Origin of the sequence: Desulfobacter hydrogenophilus (genome assembly GCF_004319545.1) — a bacterium.
Taxonomy (GTDB): domain Bacteria; phylum Desulfobacterota; class Desulfobacteria; order Desulfobacterales; family Desulfobacteraceae; genus Desulfobacter; species Desulfobacter hydrogenophilus.
Genome location: NZ_CP036313.1, coordinates 1,264,080 through 1,279,966 on the forward strand (window position 1 = coordinate 1,264,080; position 15,887 = coordinate 1,279,966).

The following is a 15,887-nucleotide window of genomic DNA, read 5'->3' on the forward strand; positions in this document are numbered from 1 at the left end:
TTAAGCCTGCTTTTTGGGCTGTTCGTAGAGCAAGATGGGCTCCTCGTTGTTTAGTACCACTTCTTCGCCCACCACACACTCAACCACATCTTTTTTAGAAGGCAGCTCATACATAATGTTCATCATGGTTTCCTCCATAATGGCACGCAACCCTCTGGCTCCAGATTTTCTGGCCACGGCTTCCTTGGCCATGGCTTCAAGGGCTTCATCCGTAAACTGCAGACTCACCCCTTCAATGCGAAAAAGTTCCTGATACTGCCGAACCAGCGCATTCTTAGGTTCGGTCAAAATCTTGATCAAAGAGCTTTCATTCAGTTCCCCTATGGACGTTATTATGGGCAGACGCCCTAAAAATTCGGGAATCAGACCAAATTGAATCAAATCTTCAGGCTTTACCTGCCCCAGCAGATCCCCAATATTTATGTCCTTCTTATCTGCGATTTTAGCACCAAATCCCATAGTCTTCTGGGTTAAACGACGCTCAACGACTTTCTCAAGACCCGTAAAGGTTCCGCCGCAAATAAACAGGATATTGGAAGTATCCACCTTTACATAATCCTGTTGGGGATGTTTTCTTCCTCCCTTGGGAGGTACCGAAGCAATGGTGCCTTCAATAATCTTTAGCAGGGCCTGCTGAACCCCTTCTCCGGAGACATCCCGGGTAATTGAAGGGTTGTCCCCCCGCTGGGAAATTTTATCTATTTCATCAATGTAAATGATACCATTCTGAGCCTTTTCAATGTCGTAATCAGCATTCTGAACCAGGGAAAGAATGATGTTCTCCACATCTTCGCCAACATAGCCGGCCTCGGTCAGGGCCGTGGCATCAGCAATGGCAAAAGGAACATCCAAAAACCGGGCAAGGGTTTGGGCCAGAAGGGTTTTACCACATCCGGTCGGTCCGATAATCAGAATATTGCTTTTCTGAATCTCGACCCCCTCACTATTTTTTTCCAGATGTGAGGCCAGACGTTTATAATGATTATAGACCGCCACGGATAAGACCTTTTTTGCACGATCCTGTTCTATAATATATGAATCAAGCTGCTCCTTAATTTGCTTTGGCACCATGAACTCCTTGGCGCCTTCCGGCTCAACAGCCATCTCTTTTTCTTCATCCTCAATAATTTCTCCGCACAGCTTAATGCACTCATTGCAGATATAAACGCTGGGCCCGGCTATCAGTTTTTTTACTTCCTTTTGGTTTTTCCCGCAGAATGAACAGAAAAACTGATCGTTTGCATCATCTTTTTTGGCCATATTTATGACTCCTTTGACGCCTCCTGTTCAGAGGCCTGTTCAAATTGGCTTCTGTCACTGACCACTCGGTCAACAATGCCGTATTCCAAAGCTTGCTCCCCGGACATAAAAAAATCACGTTCCGTATCAGTTGCGACCTTTTCAAGGTCCTGTCCGGTATGCTTTGATAAAATTTCGTTCAAAACATCTTTCATTCTTAAAATTTCAGTCGCCTGAATCTTGATGTCAGTGGCCTGGCCCTGGGCACCTCCCAGCGGCTGATGAATCATAATCCGGGCATTGGGCAGGGCAAACCGTTTGCCGGATGTTCCGGCAGTAAGAAGCAACGCCCCCATACTGGCTGCCTGGCCGATACACACCGTTGCCACATCCGGCTTGATGTACTGGATGGTGTCATAGATAGCCATACCTGCTGTCACAACGCCGCCGGGAGAATTGATATAAAAATTGATATCTTTCTCAGGATCCTCGGATTCAAGAAACAGCATCTGTGCGACAATAAGGTTGGCAACTTCATTGTCTATGGCAGACCCCAAAAAAATAATCCTGTCTTTTAAAAGACGTGAATAGATATCATAGGCACGTTCTCCCCTGTTGCTCTGTTCAACAACCATTGGAATAAGAGGCACGATTTAACTCCTTGTCTGATCTAAAATATGTTTTTAACCTTGTTGCCGTCCCAGCAGTTAACTGAATTGACCCGCTTCAAGAACAGCCATGGGCTGACCCCGGCCGATCAACGCCCGGCTCAACCCAAAACAAACATGAAAGTTATTCAATAAATTATTTGAACTTTCATATAAAAAAGCTTGCGGATTGTTTTTACGCTTGTGCACCTTCTTCTTCGGTTTGCTCCTCAGCAACTTGCGCATCACCCGGCGTCACTTCAACTATAGTGCTTTTCTCTATTATAAGTTCAATGGCCTTTTTTTCAAGCTGGGTCTGTTTATAATATTCAAGCTGACGTGGGTCCATGTTGAAAAAATTCTTGATGGCATCTTTTGTCGCACTCATGGCCTGGGCCATCTCTTCGAAGCCGACGTCGAGTTCGTCATCACTAAGATCCATCTTTTCCTGGGTAATTATTTTATCCAAAATCAGATGCCGACGAGCCTGTTTTTCGGCCACATCCCTGTATTTTTCCTGCATGATTTCCCGACTCAAACCGACATCATCAAGGGAAGTATTGTTCTGGGCATAGGCTTGTTCTGTTTCTGAAATAATACCGTTAAGCTCACCTTCGATAAGGGCTTGGGGAACTTGAAACTCTGTTTTTTCAAGTATTTGGGCAAAAATCTGTTCACTCATCTCATGTTTTACCCGCTGTTCAATCCCCTTTTCAAGGTTATCCCGGATGGCAGCTTTTACATCTTCAAGGGTTTCGTATTGATCAAGGCCTTTTACGAGTTCATCATTGGCTTCGGGCAGCACCTCTTCCTGAATTTCCTTGAGTGTAACCTTATATTGAATGATTTTTCCGCTTAAATTCTCATCATGAAAATCATCTGCGTAGACCACTTCAATATCCAGGTCCTGAACCGGAATGGCACCGATAAGTTTTTCGGAAAATTCCTTAGGCAACGGCTCTTTGTTAATAGCTGTGACATAATTTTCAACTTTAGGGGTATGCTCAAAGGTTTCACCATTTAGAAACCCTTCATAATCAATCAGAACAAAGTCATCCTCTTTTACCGGACGTTCCTCTTCGACCTTCCGCTTTGTCGCCATGGTCTTTTGCAGCATATATATCTGGCTTTCAATCTCGGTCTCAGTCACTTCATAAAGCCTTTTCCTAATTTCAAGGCCCTGTAAATCAATTTCATCCAGTTCAGGTTTAACTTCCACAGTGATCTCAAACGAATAATCAGCATCCGGGTTGAGCTCCGGAGGATCGAGTTGGGGTCCGCCTACGATATCTAATTTATGAGTTTCAACTGCTTCAACAAAAGCCTCCTGGATCAGGCGCGGGGCAACCTCGGCATGAACGTCTGCGGAAAACCGGTTTTCAAGCACTTTTCTCGGAACTTTTCCTTTTCGAAAACCTTTGATATCTGCCTTCTTTTTCAACTCGGCATAGGCTTTATTCAACTCTTTGGAAATTGTTTCCTTAGGAATTTCAAAAGAAAGCACTTTTTTAATACTGCTCTGATCTTCGATTTTTACCTGCATGATTTTGTCCTGTTATTTCCTGTTAATTGGCGTTATTCTAAACGCACTTTCAAAAATAATAATTATACCCTAACTGATTTATTACACGGTACAAACACTTTACACAAAGTTTATTAAAATACCCCGTCTTCATGGTGGTGTCAAGGAAATTGCCCATCCCAGTAGATAGGGGCAAAGCCTGAGTCATGTAACTTTTTAATCCATTTTAAAATTATGGTATGGGGTTGACCGGCAAGATTAATCTTGATTTCTTTTATTCCAAGTGGTAAATATCTTTTTTATTTTTTTAAGTATCGGGGCGTAGCGCAGCCTGGTAGCGCGCCTGCTTTGGGAGCAGGATGTCGGAGGTTCGAATCCTCTCGCCCCGACCACTAACGACGGACCTTTCAACGTTTTAGTTGAGAGGTCTTTTTATTTGAGCTGATCCGTTCTAACATTTCATGGTTATTTAGCCTGTTTTTGTGGGAAAGCTTTCGGCAGAAATTATTGTGCATCTTGACAAAAACCGAAGGCCTACTCTAATGTACCCTTAGGACCTCACAGCAAGCAGAACAAAACCACATCTGCCTGCCCGTATCTGTTGACTACTACAACTTGGTAAAAAAATGCCTGCTAAATTCAGGATTAATCTTGAGGCAGTGGAATACTATCTTAGGACGGTCCAGAAAAATTTCGAACATATTAACGACCGCCTTGATATGCGCCGGGAAGCCATGCGAGATGAAATTGTCGAAAATATGCTTGCCGGTTACCGTTATATCAACAACCTGCTTGACCAGGATTTAAGTCTGGTGGAACAAACCGGGCTGCACCATTTTCTTGAACTTAATCATATTGTTTTGTGTGGAGAAGACTTAAAAAAAAGGAAAGATTTCCAACAGCATGTCCTGGCCACAGCCGACCGGTTTTACAGCCAGAAAGAATTCTGCATCAAGGACCTGCGTTTCTGGGCAAAGAATCATCAGCATATCTCCTCCTGGAAACGCGCTGCCGGCATGTATATCCTCCATGTCAGCCAACCCCAACTCTTTTTTGAAGGCAACCACCGAACCGGTGCACTTTTAATGAGCAATATTCTTGTCCGTGGCGGCAAGCCTCCTTTTGTTCTGACTGTGGACAACGCCAAAGCATATTTTGACCCTTCAAGTCTTGCCAAATCCACAAAAAAAGACCTGGTGGGGAAATTATATAAGCTCCCTAAAATAAAAAAAAAATTCGCAAAATTCCTTGAAGCCCAGGCCAATCCGGAATTACTGATCCAGGCATCCTGACACCTGCAGGCAAATTTTTGAAAGTCCAGCCCAAAGCAGCTTTGCCCCTCGATGCTTTTCTGACTTACATGCTCCTCATTAAATCGTAACAAAATCATAACATTTCAATAGTAGTAATACTGCTTGTGTCGATTCTTAAGCAAAAATTTAGTTTGAAACGTTAATAACAGGAGAACCAAATGAAACTTAAATCTTTATTTAATGTTGCTTTATCCGCTGCTGTTGCAGCATCCTTCATGGTTGTAGGTTTCGCAACTGCAGGTACAACCAAAATAACCGGTGCCGGCGCCAGCTTTCCTGCACCCATTTACAGCGAATGGTTCAAAGACCTTGCCAAACAAAACAATGGCGAAATCAAAGTGGACTACCAGTCCATCGGTTCAGGTTCGGGCATTAAAAACTTCATTGGTCACACCGTTGATTTCGGCGCCAGTGATGCAGCTATGAAGCAAAGCGAAATTGATCAGGTACCCGAAGGCGTTCAGCTGCTGCCCATGACCGCAGGTGAGATTGTGCTTGCCTACAACCTGCCCGGCATTGAGGGTCTTAAACTGCCCCGGGACGTATATCCCGAAATCTTTTTGGGCAACATCACCAAATGGAATGACGCTAAGATCGTTGCTGCCAACCCCGGCGTAGAACTGCCTGACACACCCATCACCGTTGTCGTTCGTTCTGACAAATCCGGTACAACCTTTGGTTTCACTGGACATTTAAGCGCCATCTCTTCTGATTTCCAATCTGCTGTAGGCCAGGGCAAAATGGTTCAGTGGCCCGCAAAAAACATGGTAAAAGGTAAAAAGAATGATGGTGTATCTTCCGCCGTTCGCCAGACCCCTGGTGCCATTGGTTACACCGAATACGGTTTTGCCAAACTGAGCAGACTGCCCATGGCATGCCTGGAAAACAAAGCCGGCAAATTTGTATGCCCCGGACCTGAAGGTGGCGCTGCTGCACTTGCCAACGCAGTTTTGCCCGAAAACATGATCGTATTCATCAACGATCCTGCAGGCGATGCATCCTATCCCATTGCAACCTTTACCTGGATGCTCTTCTACAAAAAGAACAAAAGCGCAGAATTGGCCACAGCACTTCGCAAAATGGTTGAATACTGCCTGGATGAAGGTCAGAAAATTGCTGACAAAGCCGGTTATATTCCCCTTCCTGAAAGTGTTGTAGAAAAAGTTAGAGCCGCTTCTAATAACATTCAGTAAATCAAACCTCTTTCTTGATCAAGGGCACTCTCGTTTAAAATGGGAGTGCCCTTGTTTCTTATCCGGAGACGTAAGAAATGGCCGACAATAAATTTTTGGGTAATGCCGGTGGCAGAACATTATCCAAACCGCCCACCCCAGGCGACATTTTTTTTGACAAATCATTCAGGTTCCTGACCCGGGCTTTTACCTGGGCCACTGTTTTCCTTCTGACGTTCATCGTCTATAAAATCGGCGGGGAAGCGTTGCCCGCGTTTTCTGACCTGGGCATCAAATTTTTGTTCACCTCTACCTGGAACTCAAGCCAAGATGTCTACGGTATTCTTCCCCAGATTTGGGGAACACTTTACAGCTCATTTCTCGCACTTCTTCTGGGTGGGTTTTTCGGAATCACCATTGCCATATTCATCACCCAGGATTTTCTTCCATATAGAGTTGAGTTTGTATTAAAAAATATTATTGAACTGCTTGCCGCCATCCCAAGCGTTGTGTACGGGCTTTGGGGCATTTATGTTCTGATTCCCCTGATCCGCCCGGTTGCCAACTTTCTGCACGAGTACCTGGGGTGGATTCCTTTTTTTTCCACCCGGCTTTCGGGCTTAGGCCTGCTGCCGGCAGTACTGGTTCTGTCCATTATGATTCTGCCCACGGTTGCAGCCGTCTCCCAGGATGCCTTCAAAGCTATACCTCATAAAACCAAGGAAGCGGCCTTCGGCATGGGAACCACCCGCTGGGAAGCCATTTTGCGCGTTATGTTGCCCACTGCATCCGGTGGTATTTTCGGGGCCCTTGTTCTGGGATTTGGCCGGGCTCTTGGTGAAACCATGGCCCTTGCCATGCTCGTGGGCAGTATGTCCACACTGACCCTGTCCTTTTTTTCTCCGGCAGACACCATTTCAGCTCTTCTGGCCAACACCTTTCCCGAAGCAAATGTCGGGCTTGAGACCGGCGCACTGATGTCTGCGGCCTGTGTGCTCTTGCTGATTACCCTGATCGTTAATGTTGCAGGTGCTGTCATTGTTGCCAAAGCAACACCGGGAGGAGATAAAAGATGAACCGGACCAACCCCCAACGCCTCCAGCTGGAACGCCAGCCCATGGAGCCAAGAGCGCTTAAATCAATCGTTTTAAGCGCCATCACCATTGTCTGTGCGGTCACCGCTTGCATCCCTTTATTTTCCGTGCTTCTCATGCTGGTGTATCGTGGCGGCAAGCGATTGACCTTGGAACTGTTTTACACCCTGCCGCCGGGTGCATTTGACGCCCCGGGTGTCGGCGGTTTCGGCAATGCCATCGCGGGTACCGCTTTTATGGTGGGAATTGCCGGTTTGATCAGCATCCCTTTTGGCATTCTGGCTGCCGTTTATCTGGCAGAACTTGATCCCCACAGTAAAATCTCCGAAATTGCCAGATTCTGTGCAAAAACCATGACCGGTCTGCCGTCTATTATTGCCGGTGTTTTTGCCTACGCGATTGTTGTGCTTACCATGGGCCACTACTCTTCATGGGCCGGGGGCATTGCCCTTTCCCTGTTGATGATCCCCACTGTCATGCTCACGGCTGAAGAAGCCATTAAAATGGTGCCCAACCCCATGCGCGAAGCGGCCTACGGTATGGGATGCACCCCTTCCCAAAGCCTTATCAAGGTCATTTTGCCCGTTGGCATGCCCGGCATCATCACAGGCGTCGTCCTTGCTGTAGCCCGGGCCGCCGGGGAAACGGCACCGCTACTGTTCACCGCACTTTTCAGTGAAAGCTGGCTTTCCCCCAACGACCCCACGGCCTCTTTGGCTGTACTGATCTACAACTGGTCATCCAGCCCCTATCCAAATCTCATTGAATTGGCCTGGGCCGCATCGCTGATTCTTGTTGTACTGGTCTTTATTCTCAATATTGTCAGCCGCAGCATCGGTGGTAAAACCAAATTGTAATTTTACGTGTACGAATAAGGGAGTATAAACGCTCATGGAAGCATTAAAAGAAGTTGATGCAAACGCAGCCTATGAAACCGATCTGCCTGCGGATGTTGCATTGGATTGTAACGCAGAACAGATTTATTATGGAGATTTCCTTGCTGTCCGGGACAGTCACGTCCCCATAAAGAGGAACCAGATCACCGGATTTATCGGGCCTTCCGGCTGCGGTAAAAGTACGGTGCTTAAAAGTATCAATCGCATGAATGACCTGATCCGGGGATTCCGGTTTGTGGGGGATGTCCATTTCCACGGAATCAATATCTATGACAGCAATATCGACCCTGTGTCGGTTCGCCGCAACATCGGCATGGTGTTCCAGCAACCCAATCCGTTTTCAATGTCCATCTTTGACAACGTGGCCTTTGGCCTGCGCTTGAACCGTTATAAAGGGAATATGCACGAAAAGGTTGAAAAGGCCCTCAGAGGCGCGGCACTGTGGAAAGAGGTAAAGGACAAACTTAAAAACAACGGCCTGTCACTTTCCGGCGGCCAGCAGCAGCGTCTGTGCATTGCAAGGGCCATCGCCACGGAACCCCGTGTTCTTCTCATGGATGAACCCTGCTCCGCACTGGACCCCATTGCCACCCGCCAGATCGAAGAGCTAATGGTGGAATTGAAAAACCAGTTCACCGTTGCCATCGTAACCCACAACATGCAGCAGGCAGTCCGTGTGGCTGAGCAGACGGCCTTTTTTTCCGTGGACATCTCCAGGGGCGGCCGTACCGGCTACCTTGTTGAAATGGGTCTTACCAAAGAAGTATTTGAGAATCCCCAGCAAGACTTGACCAAAGAATACCTGCACGGTGAGTTTTCATGATCCCACGCCTTTGGCTATAGTACAATCAAACGTAACAAAACCCCTGGAAAATATTTTCCCAGGGGTTTTGTTATTTTAGCCCTTCCTGGAGTAAATTTTAGTGTGTTTGATTACCCGAGACTATGGTTCGAATCTTCAGGGAAATAAAAAAAACAAATTTGTAAATTATTTTCAACAGTTTGCGGTTGGAAAATCCGTAACAATTTTTTATAAGTATGTAAATCATGAACAGACAATCTTAAAACAGGGATAACGGCCTTCTCTTATGCTGGATAAACAGAACCAATAGAATTAAACTTTTGAAAGAAGCGGAGCATGATAAAAACAATAAGTTTTATAAGCATTGTTGGTGTAATCCTGTTATCTGCAGGTGTGACTTTGGCGGGTCCAGATATGAATCCCGGCAAATGGGAAATCACCACAAAGATAGAAATGCCTGGGATGCCCGGACAATCCATGACCCACACCCAGTGCATTACTAATGATGACCTGGTCCCCGTGAATGGTGATGAAAACAATAACTGTACGGTGAAAAATATGAGAACCAGCGGTGACACGGTGTCATGGGAAATTACGTGCGGCGGCCAGGGTGGACAGATGGACGGCACAGGAGAGATTACCTATAACGGAGATACCATGAAAGGTAAGATGGAAATGACAATGAAGGGTATGAACATGAAGATAAAAAATATTTTTTCCGGAAAACGAATCGGTCCATGTGATGGCCCGTTATAGGGGGCGAGGGCTTACAATTGTTTAAAGATTGATAGGTGTTTATTGAAGCCGGCGCGCGGATTCGAACCGCGGGCTTTCTCATTATGGCGTTCCCTTTAATTGATTTTCAACACTTAAAGGGAATATAGCGGGTTCAACTCCCGCCGCCTAAATTTAATAATGTAATCCTACCTCGATAGAATAGAGAAGGGGCACAAGATGTTGTGCCCGGCATCGCTCCCTGAAAAGCGAGCTTTTATAGACATAAGTGTTGCTTTTCCAGGATTTATTCAGAGGCTGGATTTTGATATAAAAAAACTTTTTAACAAAACATCTGCGGCTTGTCCGCAGAACTCGGGAGGGCTAACGCAGACGCGACGTCTTTCATTCTGTCTATTTAATGGGAATATTCGGTATGCATACAGCAATATTTTTATATTTTTTTTGTTTCTCATCTAAAATGATTTGAGCTCTGCTCGAAAAGGAAATTAAATTACCATCGAACTTTTCATCTTCATCTTTTGATTTCATTTCAAAACGAAGAAGAACGGTATGTAGTGTATTAGGAGAAAGGGTTGTAAAGGAGGACCTTCTATATTTAATACATTTAGCTGGGTCCATATTCCAATCTCTGTTATTCATATGACAGCCTTGAATGCCTGTCACGTTATTCAAATACATTATATTCCCTTTGTTATCCACTATTGAAGGTATAGGTGTGACGAAGATGACAGGGAGAGATGCTTTTGTCTCGTTGGTTACTCCTAAAACAAGATTTACTGACTTTAAATTTTGTGAACGTGAAATATTTTGTATAAAAAATCTGAGTCCCTCAGCACAGAAGGCCCCTTTTTTATTTGTGTTAGCATAGGGGGTATCCATTCTATATTTATTTACTGGGTTAGCTTCAGGATCTGCACCTAGCGCTGTAGTAGTCCCCCCGCACAAGGGGCCGCTTTCCATCTCCTGTTCAAGTAAGTTTTCTATAGCCTGAGTTTTAGGTATCGAGATCGCAGCGGCAGAAATGGTGCGAGCAGTATTGGTTTCTACTAACCGAGCATTGATCCGGATACGATCGCCGATGACCGTTATGGTCCCTATAGTCAGAGCCTGTACCCCGCTGATATCACCCAATTGTTTGGTTGTCTTGGGATTAAGGAGTCCTCCGGCCCCTAACTTGATTTCAGAAATCAGCGCTTCCAACTGCGAACGTTCAATAATTTTAAGCGATGAGTTTGGGACATTAAACAGGTGGAGGATTAGTTCATCGACAATATAGGTACTTAAAACACTGCAATTTCGATCTGAATGAGGGAAAGGTAATACAGCAATCGTAGTTTTGTCAGCAGCTAACGATTTATTAACTATTTCTGTGGCCAAGGCTTCAAGACCAGCTTCTACGCTGCCAGCCACTTCATTTGCTGAAAGCAAACCTATATTCGCTGCTAAGGAAATGCTTAGTAACGTGAATACAGTTACGATTATTTTCATTCAATCCTCCGTCAAGCTTTATTAATATTTTTCTTTTATGTTTTTCGACTAACCTGAACTAATACTCTTTTACTATCATAGTCAATCTTCAATATTTGAATATTAAAGACACCAACTGATGATTTGAATTCTTTTGTGTAGGAGTCTAATACTGCATGAGAAGATGATTTTTTACCTAGTGGAGAAATGATAAGCGTTACAAAGTTCTCTTTGCCAATATTTTTAAAAGCAACAGACAAATTTGTCTGTGCATTTTTTATAAATTGAGGATCATATTCATGTAGCGTATACTCTAAATTTTCATATGTTTTTTTAGGTGTCTCAACGATTTGTTCTTTAGGATTAATTGGTAAGATAATTAAAATAAGAGGGATCACTGTAGCAATAGCAATGATTACTGTAGCAATAGCCTCAATTTTAGTATAAAAACCTGTTTGTTGCATCTTAATCATTTGACATAGATAGAGTTTGTATCAAAACAAGACCCCGAAACGCAACATGGGCCACCCAATTAATGATAAAATCATTAACATCATCTGAAAAAGGCTGCAAACTTTTTTTCAATTTACCACATAGTTGAGCAAGCACTAATAGACGATACAAATACATGGGATTTTTTCCAAAACAATGACTCAGAGCCCAAAATGGAACGGCGAACTTACGCAAAAACAATGGATTTTCAACATCTTTTACAAATCCAGTCATATAGGGCATGGCAAAAGACGCCTTATTGTGTAACTGATACCAGCAATGACTATTCTTCTGATTTTCAATTTTAGTTTTTTTGAGACTCTGATCTCCTTCATTGTATATCCGCAGGCGATTTCAGGCGGAAAAATATTAGGATGCTCCTTGATTACCATGTCTAATATTATCCAAAATTGGATGGCATGTTGAATGATGGTGTAATATTGTGCTTGACAAACGTGCATACAAATAGTTCGATTCAGTCGGGGAGCGGTGTTAGAGGCAGGAGTCATCATTTTCCTTAGTTGTTATAGTTGCTGTTTGCACTTCAACCATAACTCAGGAAATGAATTTTTTCAGTCTATTTCATCGCTCTCCGACCCAGTCCCCCAAATCCGTTATAATCAGTAATTTTTGTTTATGAGGAGTTTCACTATTTGAGGGGCAAAAACCATAAATTCAGAGGGAAAGCGAAACTATTACCTCAAAATGATTGAGTCGTGATTCTGTGTGAGACTGAATGAAATTCTCTCACAAATTCACGCCATCAATCATTTTGTAATGTACCGGTATCAAAGCTCAGATTCCCAATTTGAATTCAGATACCATATCTTGTGGTTCGGCCCAAGTCTCCAGAATAAATTTTATATATTATTTTGTTGAATTAGGTCTCGTGCCCCCGGAATTATGCAGTTGGTTAACGGAATATCCGTGGGGATTTCCCCCTATTTGTTTAATTTCACCCAAAGATATCATTGAACGGGTAAAAATCCCCAATAATGCGGGCCTAATTCCACGGGACTTTGCCTTGTCATTCCCCGAAACTTGAACCTGTAATCCATATCAGGAATTATAAAAAAAGTCGACGGTTTGACTCATAGGTCATTTGGGCACCTGAAATTGGATCACGGAATTTAAGTTTTCTGGCAAGAAGCTGGAGCGGTGCCGAAAATTCTTTTTTTCTCTCTGGCAGGAGTTCCGGATAATACCTGTCATTGAGTATGGGGAACCCCAATCCACTGAGATGCAGGCGTAGCTGATGTTTTTTGCCGGTGATGGGTTGTAATTGAAAAAATGCCTTGTTATCTTTATGTTTTACCAGGGTTATCTTTGAAATGGCATTGGGTTGACCCGGAGTTGACTTCATTCTGAACCACGGCTCTCCCTTGACCAGTCTGTTTTCCACGGTCCATGAATTTTTAGTCGGCTTCCGGGGGAAAGCGGTCACCGCTTGGTAAGTTTTTTCAATTTTCCCTTTCATGAACAGCTCCTGATACCGTCCCCTGGTTTCCGGGTTCATGGAAAACAGAACCAGACCTGCGGTTTCTCTGTCGATTCTGTTGATGGGTGAAAGAGTGGAGTTTCCTGTCGTCTTCTTTAAACGATGCAGTAGACACTCATTTACATAGGTCCCGGTCGGGGTCACCGGAAGAAAATGGGGCTTACAGGCCACAAGGATTTCTTTGTTGTAAAAAAGGATGGTTTCGGTAAAGGGAATGGCAACTTCTTCAACCACCTCTCTGAAATAATGGAGTCTTTTCAAGGGGGCGTAAGGCGTGTCCAGGAATACGATCTCTCCGTCCTCGGTGAGGACCTTTCCGGAATTGATCCTGGCCTTCCAGATGTCCCTGGGAATGTTGGGGAATCTTTTGGCGAAAAAGTCCAGGATCAATGGGTAAGGCTTTTCCTTCTGGGGCATGAGGACGGTGGAGGGATAATCAGATATTATCATTTTTGAACAATTCCTTAATCTTGGCCTGGTTCAAATCAGGGGTATTTTGAGAAGCCCCTCGAAACTGCCTATTTTTATCTAAAGTGACAGCAACTGAAAACACATTAAGACTCTATGTGAAAGCAATGCGAGCGCTGTAACATTCAATGTCCTAATTTATTGAGGGCCATGGATATTATCCGAAGCCGGGCACCATCGGTAAAGTGTGGGTATTGAAACTCCCAGGTTGTTTGCGACCTCCTTTGGTGGCATGCCTTGGGCCAAAATATTTTTGGCTGCTTCAACTTTATTTGGAGTCATAAGGCGTTTCCTTCCACCAACACGCCCGCGCTTCTTAGCGGCAGCCAAACCAGCTTTTGTTCTTTCAATTAATAGCTCAACTTTCGGTGATTAAAAATGATAGTGAATAAAAACACAACAAACTGATTTTATTATTTAAATTGACGAATTTCACTTTATATGATACGCTTTGTTTACCACTAAACAAACATTTCATACAAAGGAAATTCGCCAAAATGAATACTACCCTTACCAACGTAGAAAATCAAATGACAAATTCAGAACAAATCGGCGTACTCAATGATTATTTTACAAAATTCAAAATTGGTAAGTTATTGAATCAATCAGGAATCGTTAAAACCAAAGGAGCCTCACCGCTTGCCATTTTCACAGCCCTATTTAACTTGGCATTTCACAACAAGAATTTATACCAGGGCATTGTGAAAAATAAAAAAGTTGATGTCGATAAGGACGCCGCTTACAATTTTTTGAACTCTCCAACATATAACTGGCGGCGGTTTACCCTTCAGCTCTGCCGCCGAATTTATTTTATCATCAGAAAGCTCCTTGATGATTCTTCTGAAGAAGTTCTTATCTTCGACGATTCTACCTATAGCAGAAACCGTTCTAAAAAAGTCGAGCTTTTATCCCGGGTGTTTGATCATACAGATATGAAGTACATCAAAGGATTCCGGATGCTGACTCTTGGCTGGTCTGACGGTAACAGTTTTCTTGGACTTGATTTTGCCCTTTTATCATCTGTAGACAAAAAGAATCGATACAATGAAATAAATCCTGATATTGATAAAAGGACCTGCGGATATCATCGCCGCCAGGAAGCGGTTACAAAAACCACAGCCCATCTCGTACCGATGGTAAAAAGAGCCCTTGATATGGGTGTCCGGGCTAAGTATATTTTAATGGACAGTTGGTTTTCGATGCCGTCAGCAATCGCAAATTTGCGGGAATACATACACGTCATATGCATGCTGAAAGATCATCCAAAATGGCTTTATGAATATCAAGGCAAAAAGCTTAGGCTGTCCGAACTCTATGGAAAATTGAAGAAAAAACGAGGAAGAGCAAAAGTCAAAGCCCAAGCTATTGTTACTCTTTCCAACGGCAAGCAGGCAAAAATCATTTTTGTTCCCTGTGATAAAAAACGTGGCTGGCTTGCACTCCTGTCGACAGATTTGGCCCTTCCTAATGAAGAAATCATTCGTCTGTACGGCAAACGTTGGGATATAGAGGTCTTTTTCAAAATGTGCAAACAGCACTTAAAATTGGTGAAGGAAATACAAATTCGAAATTACGATGGCCTTGTGGGCCATACATCTCTGGTTATTGCCAGGTATAATATTCTCAGCCTTTATCAGCGGCAATGTATGGATCAGAGATCATTCGGGGAGCTCTTCAGGGCCTGTAACGATGAGATGACCAATTTGTCTTTTATGGTTTCTTTGGAGCGGATCATGCGTTTAGCTTTGGTAAATATTCGGCAATTATTTAATTTTACCGAGCGTATGGTTCAAGTGATGCTTGATCAGGTAATGGGCCAAGCTCTCAAGTATTTCGGTTTTTCAAGTAGGCCTGAGGAATTATTGGGGGTGTAAATTTACTCCTCCGAAAGTTGAGTTAATAGCTCACGCTCCATTTGAGAAAGTGATGCCATTACATGAAGAAAGAACCTGCCGGCGGGTGTCGTGGTGTCAATATCATCCGTGATAGGGGTAACCCCAATGAGAAGACTATGCTAAGAACTGGTAGAAGAAGTCAATGCCTTTGTTAAAAGGCCTCTCGGAGACAAATAATAGACACATGTGTCGCCCTACCATTCCTAAATCTGCGGCTTATTCTCAGTATTTTGTCTTTTTGTTCCAATTGTTTTTGGATACTGAAAAGTCAAAAATAGACCTAAGGTCAGTATGATTTTAGGCGTGATGTGGATTTATTTCAACGACTTGGCGTGGCCCGACCCCATTTGGGTGTTCCATTTTGTTCCATTTGGGTGTTAAGAATAGCATAGCTTTTAAAGTCATGCAATTGGAGCGGATTTTACGCGCCTTTTCTATCAAAAGACAGAGAAATAAAGAAAAAAGCGTTTTCGGAAGATCGTCGAAAACGCTTCATAATCTTGGTTTTTACTGGAGCCGGCGTGCGGAGTCGAACCGCAGACTTTCTCATTACGAGTGAGATACTCTACCAACTGAGTTACGCCGGCACCGTTAAGAGCAATTTATATCAGGGCGCCCCTGGAAATTCAAGCGCTTTAATACCA

16 protein-coding genes and 2 tRNA genes are annotated in these 15,887 nt (G+C 43.7%); 8 read left to right on the forward strand and 10 right to left on the reverse strand.

Going from position 1 to position 15,887, the window contains the following annotated elements; all coding sequences use genetic code 11:
* The 3 genes from clpX to tig all read right to left on the reverse strand — a co-directional run bounded on the left by clpX (position 1) and on the right by tig (position 3,429).
* Positions 1 to 1,260 (reverse strand): ATP-dependent Clp protease ATP-binding subunit ClpX, encoded by a 1,260-nt coding sequence (gene clpX / locus EYB58_RS05525; protein ID WP_111958991.1) that lies wholly within the window; start codon positions 1,258 to 1,260, stop codon positions 1 to 3.
* A gap of 2 nt (positions 1,261 to 1,262) precedes the next feature.
* Positions 1,263 to 1,889, reverse strand: coding sequence for an ATP-dependent Clp endopeptidase proteolytic subunit ClpP (gene clpP, locus EYB58_RS05530; RefSeq protein ID WP_111958989.1), 627 nt, complete (start codon positions 1,887 to 1,889; stop codon positions 1,263 to 1,265).
* Between the two features lie 193 nt (positions 1,890 to 2,082).
* A complete protein-coding gene (gene tig / locus EYB58_RS05535) occupies positions 2,083 to 3,429 on the reverse strand; it encodes a trigger factor (protein WP_111958987.1) in 1,347 nt (448 codons plus the stop codon).
* A gap of 294 nt (positions 3,430 to 3,723) precedes the next feature.
* Here tig and EYB58_RS05540 point away from each other — a divergent pair.
* From EYB58_RS05540 to EYB58_RS05570, 7 genes are all read left to right on the forward strand, one after another.
* Positions 3,724 to 3,800, forward strand: a tRNA-Pro gene (locus EYB58_RS05540).
* 234 nt (positions 3,801 to 4,034) lie between these two features.
* Complete coding sequence (locus tag EYB58_RS05545) at positions 4,035 to 4,700, forward strand: hypothetical protein (protein ID WP_111958985.1); 666 nt, start codon at positions 4,035 to 4,037, stop codon at positions 4,698 to 4,700.
* A gap of 179 nt (positions 4,701 to 4,879) precedes the next feature.
* The gene (pstS, locus tag EYB58_RS05550; protein WP_111958983.1) at positions 4,880 to 5,914 is read left to right on the forward strand and encodes a phosphate ABC transporter substrate-binding protein PstS; all 1,035 of its coding nucleotides are present in this window, start codon (positions 4,880 to 4,882) and stop codon (positions 5,912 to 5,914) included.
* A gap of 77 nt (positions 5,915 to 5,991) precedes the next feature.
* Positions 5,992 to 6,969 (forward strand): phosphate ABC transporter permease subunit PstC, encoded by a 978-nt coding sequence (gene pstC / locus EYB58_RS05555; RefSeq protein WP_111958981.1) that lies wholly within the window; start codon positions 5,992 to 5,994, stop codon positions 6,967 to 6,969.
* On the forward strand, positions 6,966 to 7,844 hold the full coding sequence (gene pstA / locus EYB58_RS05560; protein WP_111958979.1) for a phosphate ABC transporter permease PstA: 879 nt from the start codon (positions 6,966 to 6,968) through the stop codon (positions 7,842 to 7,844). The genes pstC and pstA overlap by 4 nt, the downstream gene beginning before the upstream one ends.
* 34 nt (positions 7,845 to 7,878) lie before the next feature.
* The gene (gene pstB / locus EYB58_RS05565; RefSeq protein WP_111958977.1) at positions 7,879 to 8,706 is read left to right on the forward strand and encodes a phosphate ABC transporter ATP-binding protein PstB; all 828 of its coding nucleotides are present in this window, start codon (positions 7,879 to 7,881) and stop codon (positions 8,704 to 8,706) included.
* Between the two features lie 315 nt (positions 8,707 to 9,021).
* Complete coding sequence (locus tag EYB58_RS05570; protein WP_111958975.1) at positions 9,022 to 9,441, forward strand: DUF3617 domain-containing protein; 420 nt, start codon at positions 9,022 to 9,024, stop codon at positions 9,439 to 9,441.
* Between the two features lie 372 nt (positions 9,442 to 9,813).
* Here the strand turns inward: EYB58_RS05570 and EYB58_RS05575 are convergent, their stop codons facing one another.
* The 5 genes from EYB58_RS05575 to EYB58_RS05595 all read right to left on the reverse strand — a co-directional run bounded on the left by EYB58_RS05575 (position 9,814) and on the right by EYB58_RS05595 (position 13,678).
* Entirely contained in the window at positions 9,814 to 10,911 is a 1,098-nt protein-coding gene (locus tag EYB58_RS05575) for a FlgO family outer membrane protein (protein WP_111958973.1), read from the reverse strand.
* 35 nt (positions 10,912 to 10,946) lie between these two features.
* Complete coding sequence (locus tag EYB58_RS05580) at positions 10,947 to 11,354, reverse strand: hypothetical protein (protein WP_131072013.1); 408 nt, start codon at positions 11,352 to 11,354, stop codon at positions 10,947 to 10,949.
* A gap of 1 nt (position 11,355) precedes the next feature.
* The gene (locus tag EYB58_RS05585) at positions 11,356 to 11,625 is read right to left on the reverse strand and encodes a hypothetical protein (protein WP_111958969.1); all 270 of its coding nucleotides are present in this window, start codon (positions 11,623 to 11,625) and stop codon (positions 11,356 to 11,358) included.
* Positions 11,626 to 12,448: 823 nt separating this feature from the next.
* Positions 12,449 to 13,330 (reverse strand): pseudouridine synthase, encoded by an 882-nt coding sequence (locus tag EYB58_RS05590; protein WP_111958965.1) that lies wholly within the window; start codon positions 13,328 to 13,330, stop codon positions 12,449 to 12,451.
* 156 nt (positions 13,331 to 13,486) lie between these two features.
* On the reverse strand, positions 13,487 to 13,678 hold the full coding sequence (locus EYB58_RS05595) for a helix-turn-helix domain-containing protein (RefSeq protein WP_170299826.1): 192 nt from the start codon (positions 13,676 to 13,678) through the stop codon (positions 13,487 to 13,489).
* Between the two features lie 167 nt (positions 13,679 to 13,845).
* Here EYB58_RS05595 and EYB58_RS05600 point away from each other — a divergent pair, with 167 nt between their 5' ends.
* The gene (locus tag EYB58_RS05600) at positions 13,846 to 15,222 is read left to right on the forward strand and encodes an IS4 family transposase (RefSeq protein WP_131072014.1); all 1,377 of its coding nucleotides are present in this window, start codon (positions 13,846 to 13,848) and stop codon (positions 15,220 to 15,222) included.
* Positions 15,223 to 15,224: 2 nt separating this feature from the next.
* Here EYB58_RS05600 and EYB58_RS05605 read toward each other — a convergent pair whose 3' ends face one another.
* Positions 15,225 to 15,350: a recombinase family protein gene (locus EYB58_RS05605; protein ID WP_111957569.1), complete on the reverse strand. Its 126-nt coding sequence runs from the start codon at positions 15,348 to 15,350 to the stop codon at positions 15,225 to 15,227.
* A gap of 404 nt (positions 15,351 to 15,754) precedes the next feature.
* Positions 15,755 to 15,830 (reverse strand) — tRNA-Thr (locus tag EYB58_RS05610).
* Positions 15,831 to 15,887 lie beyond the last annotated feature (57 nt).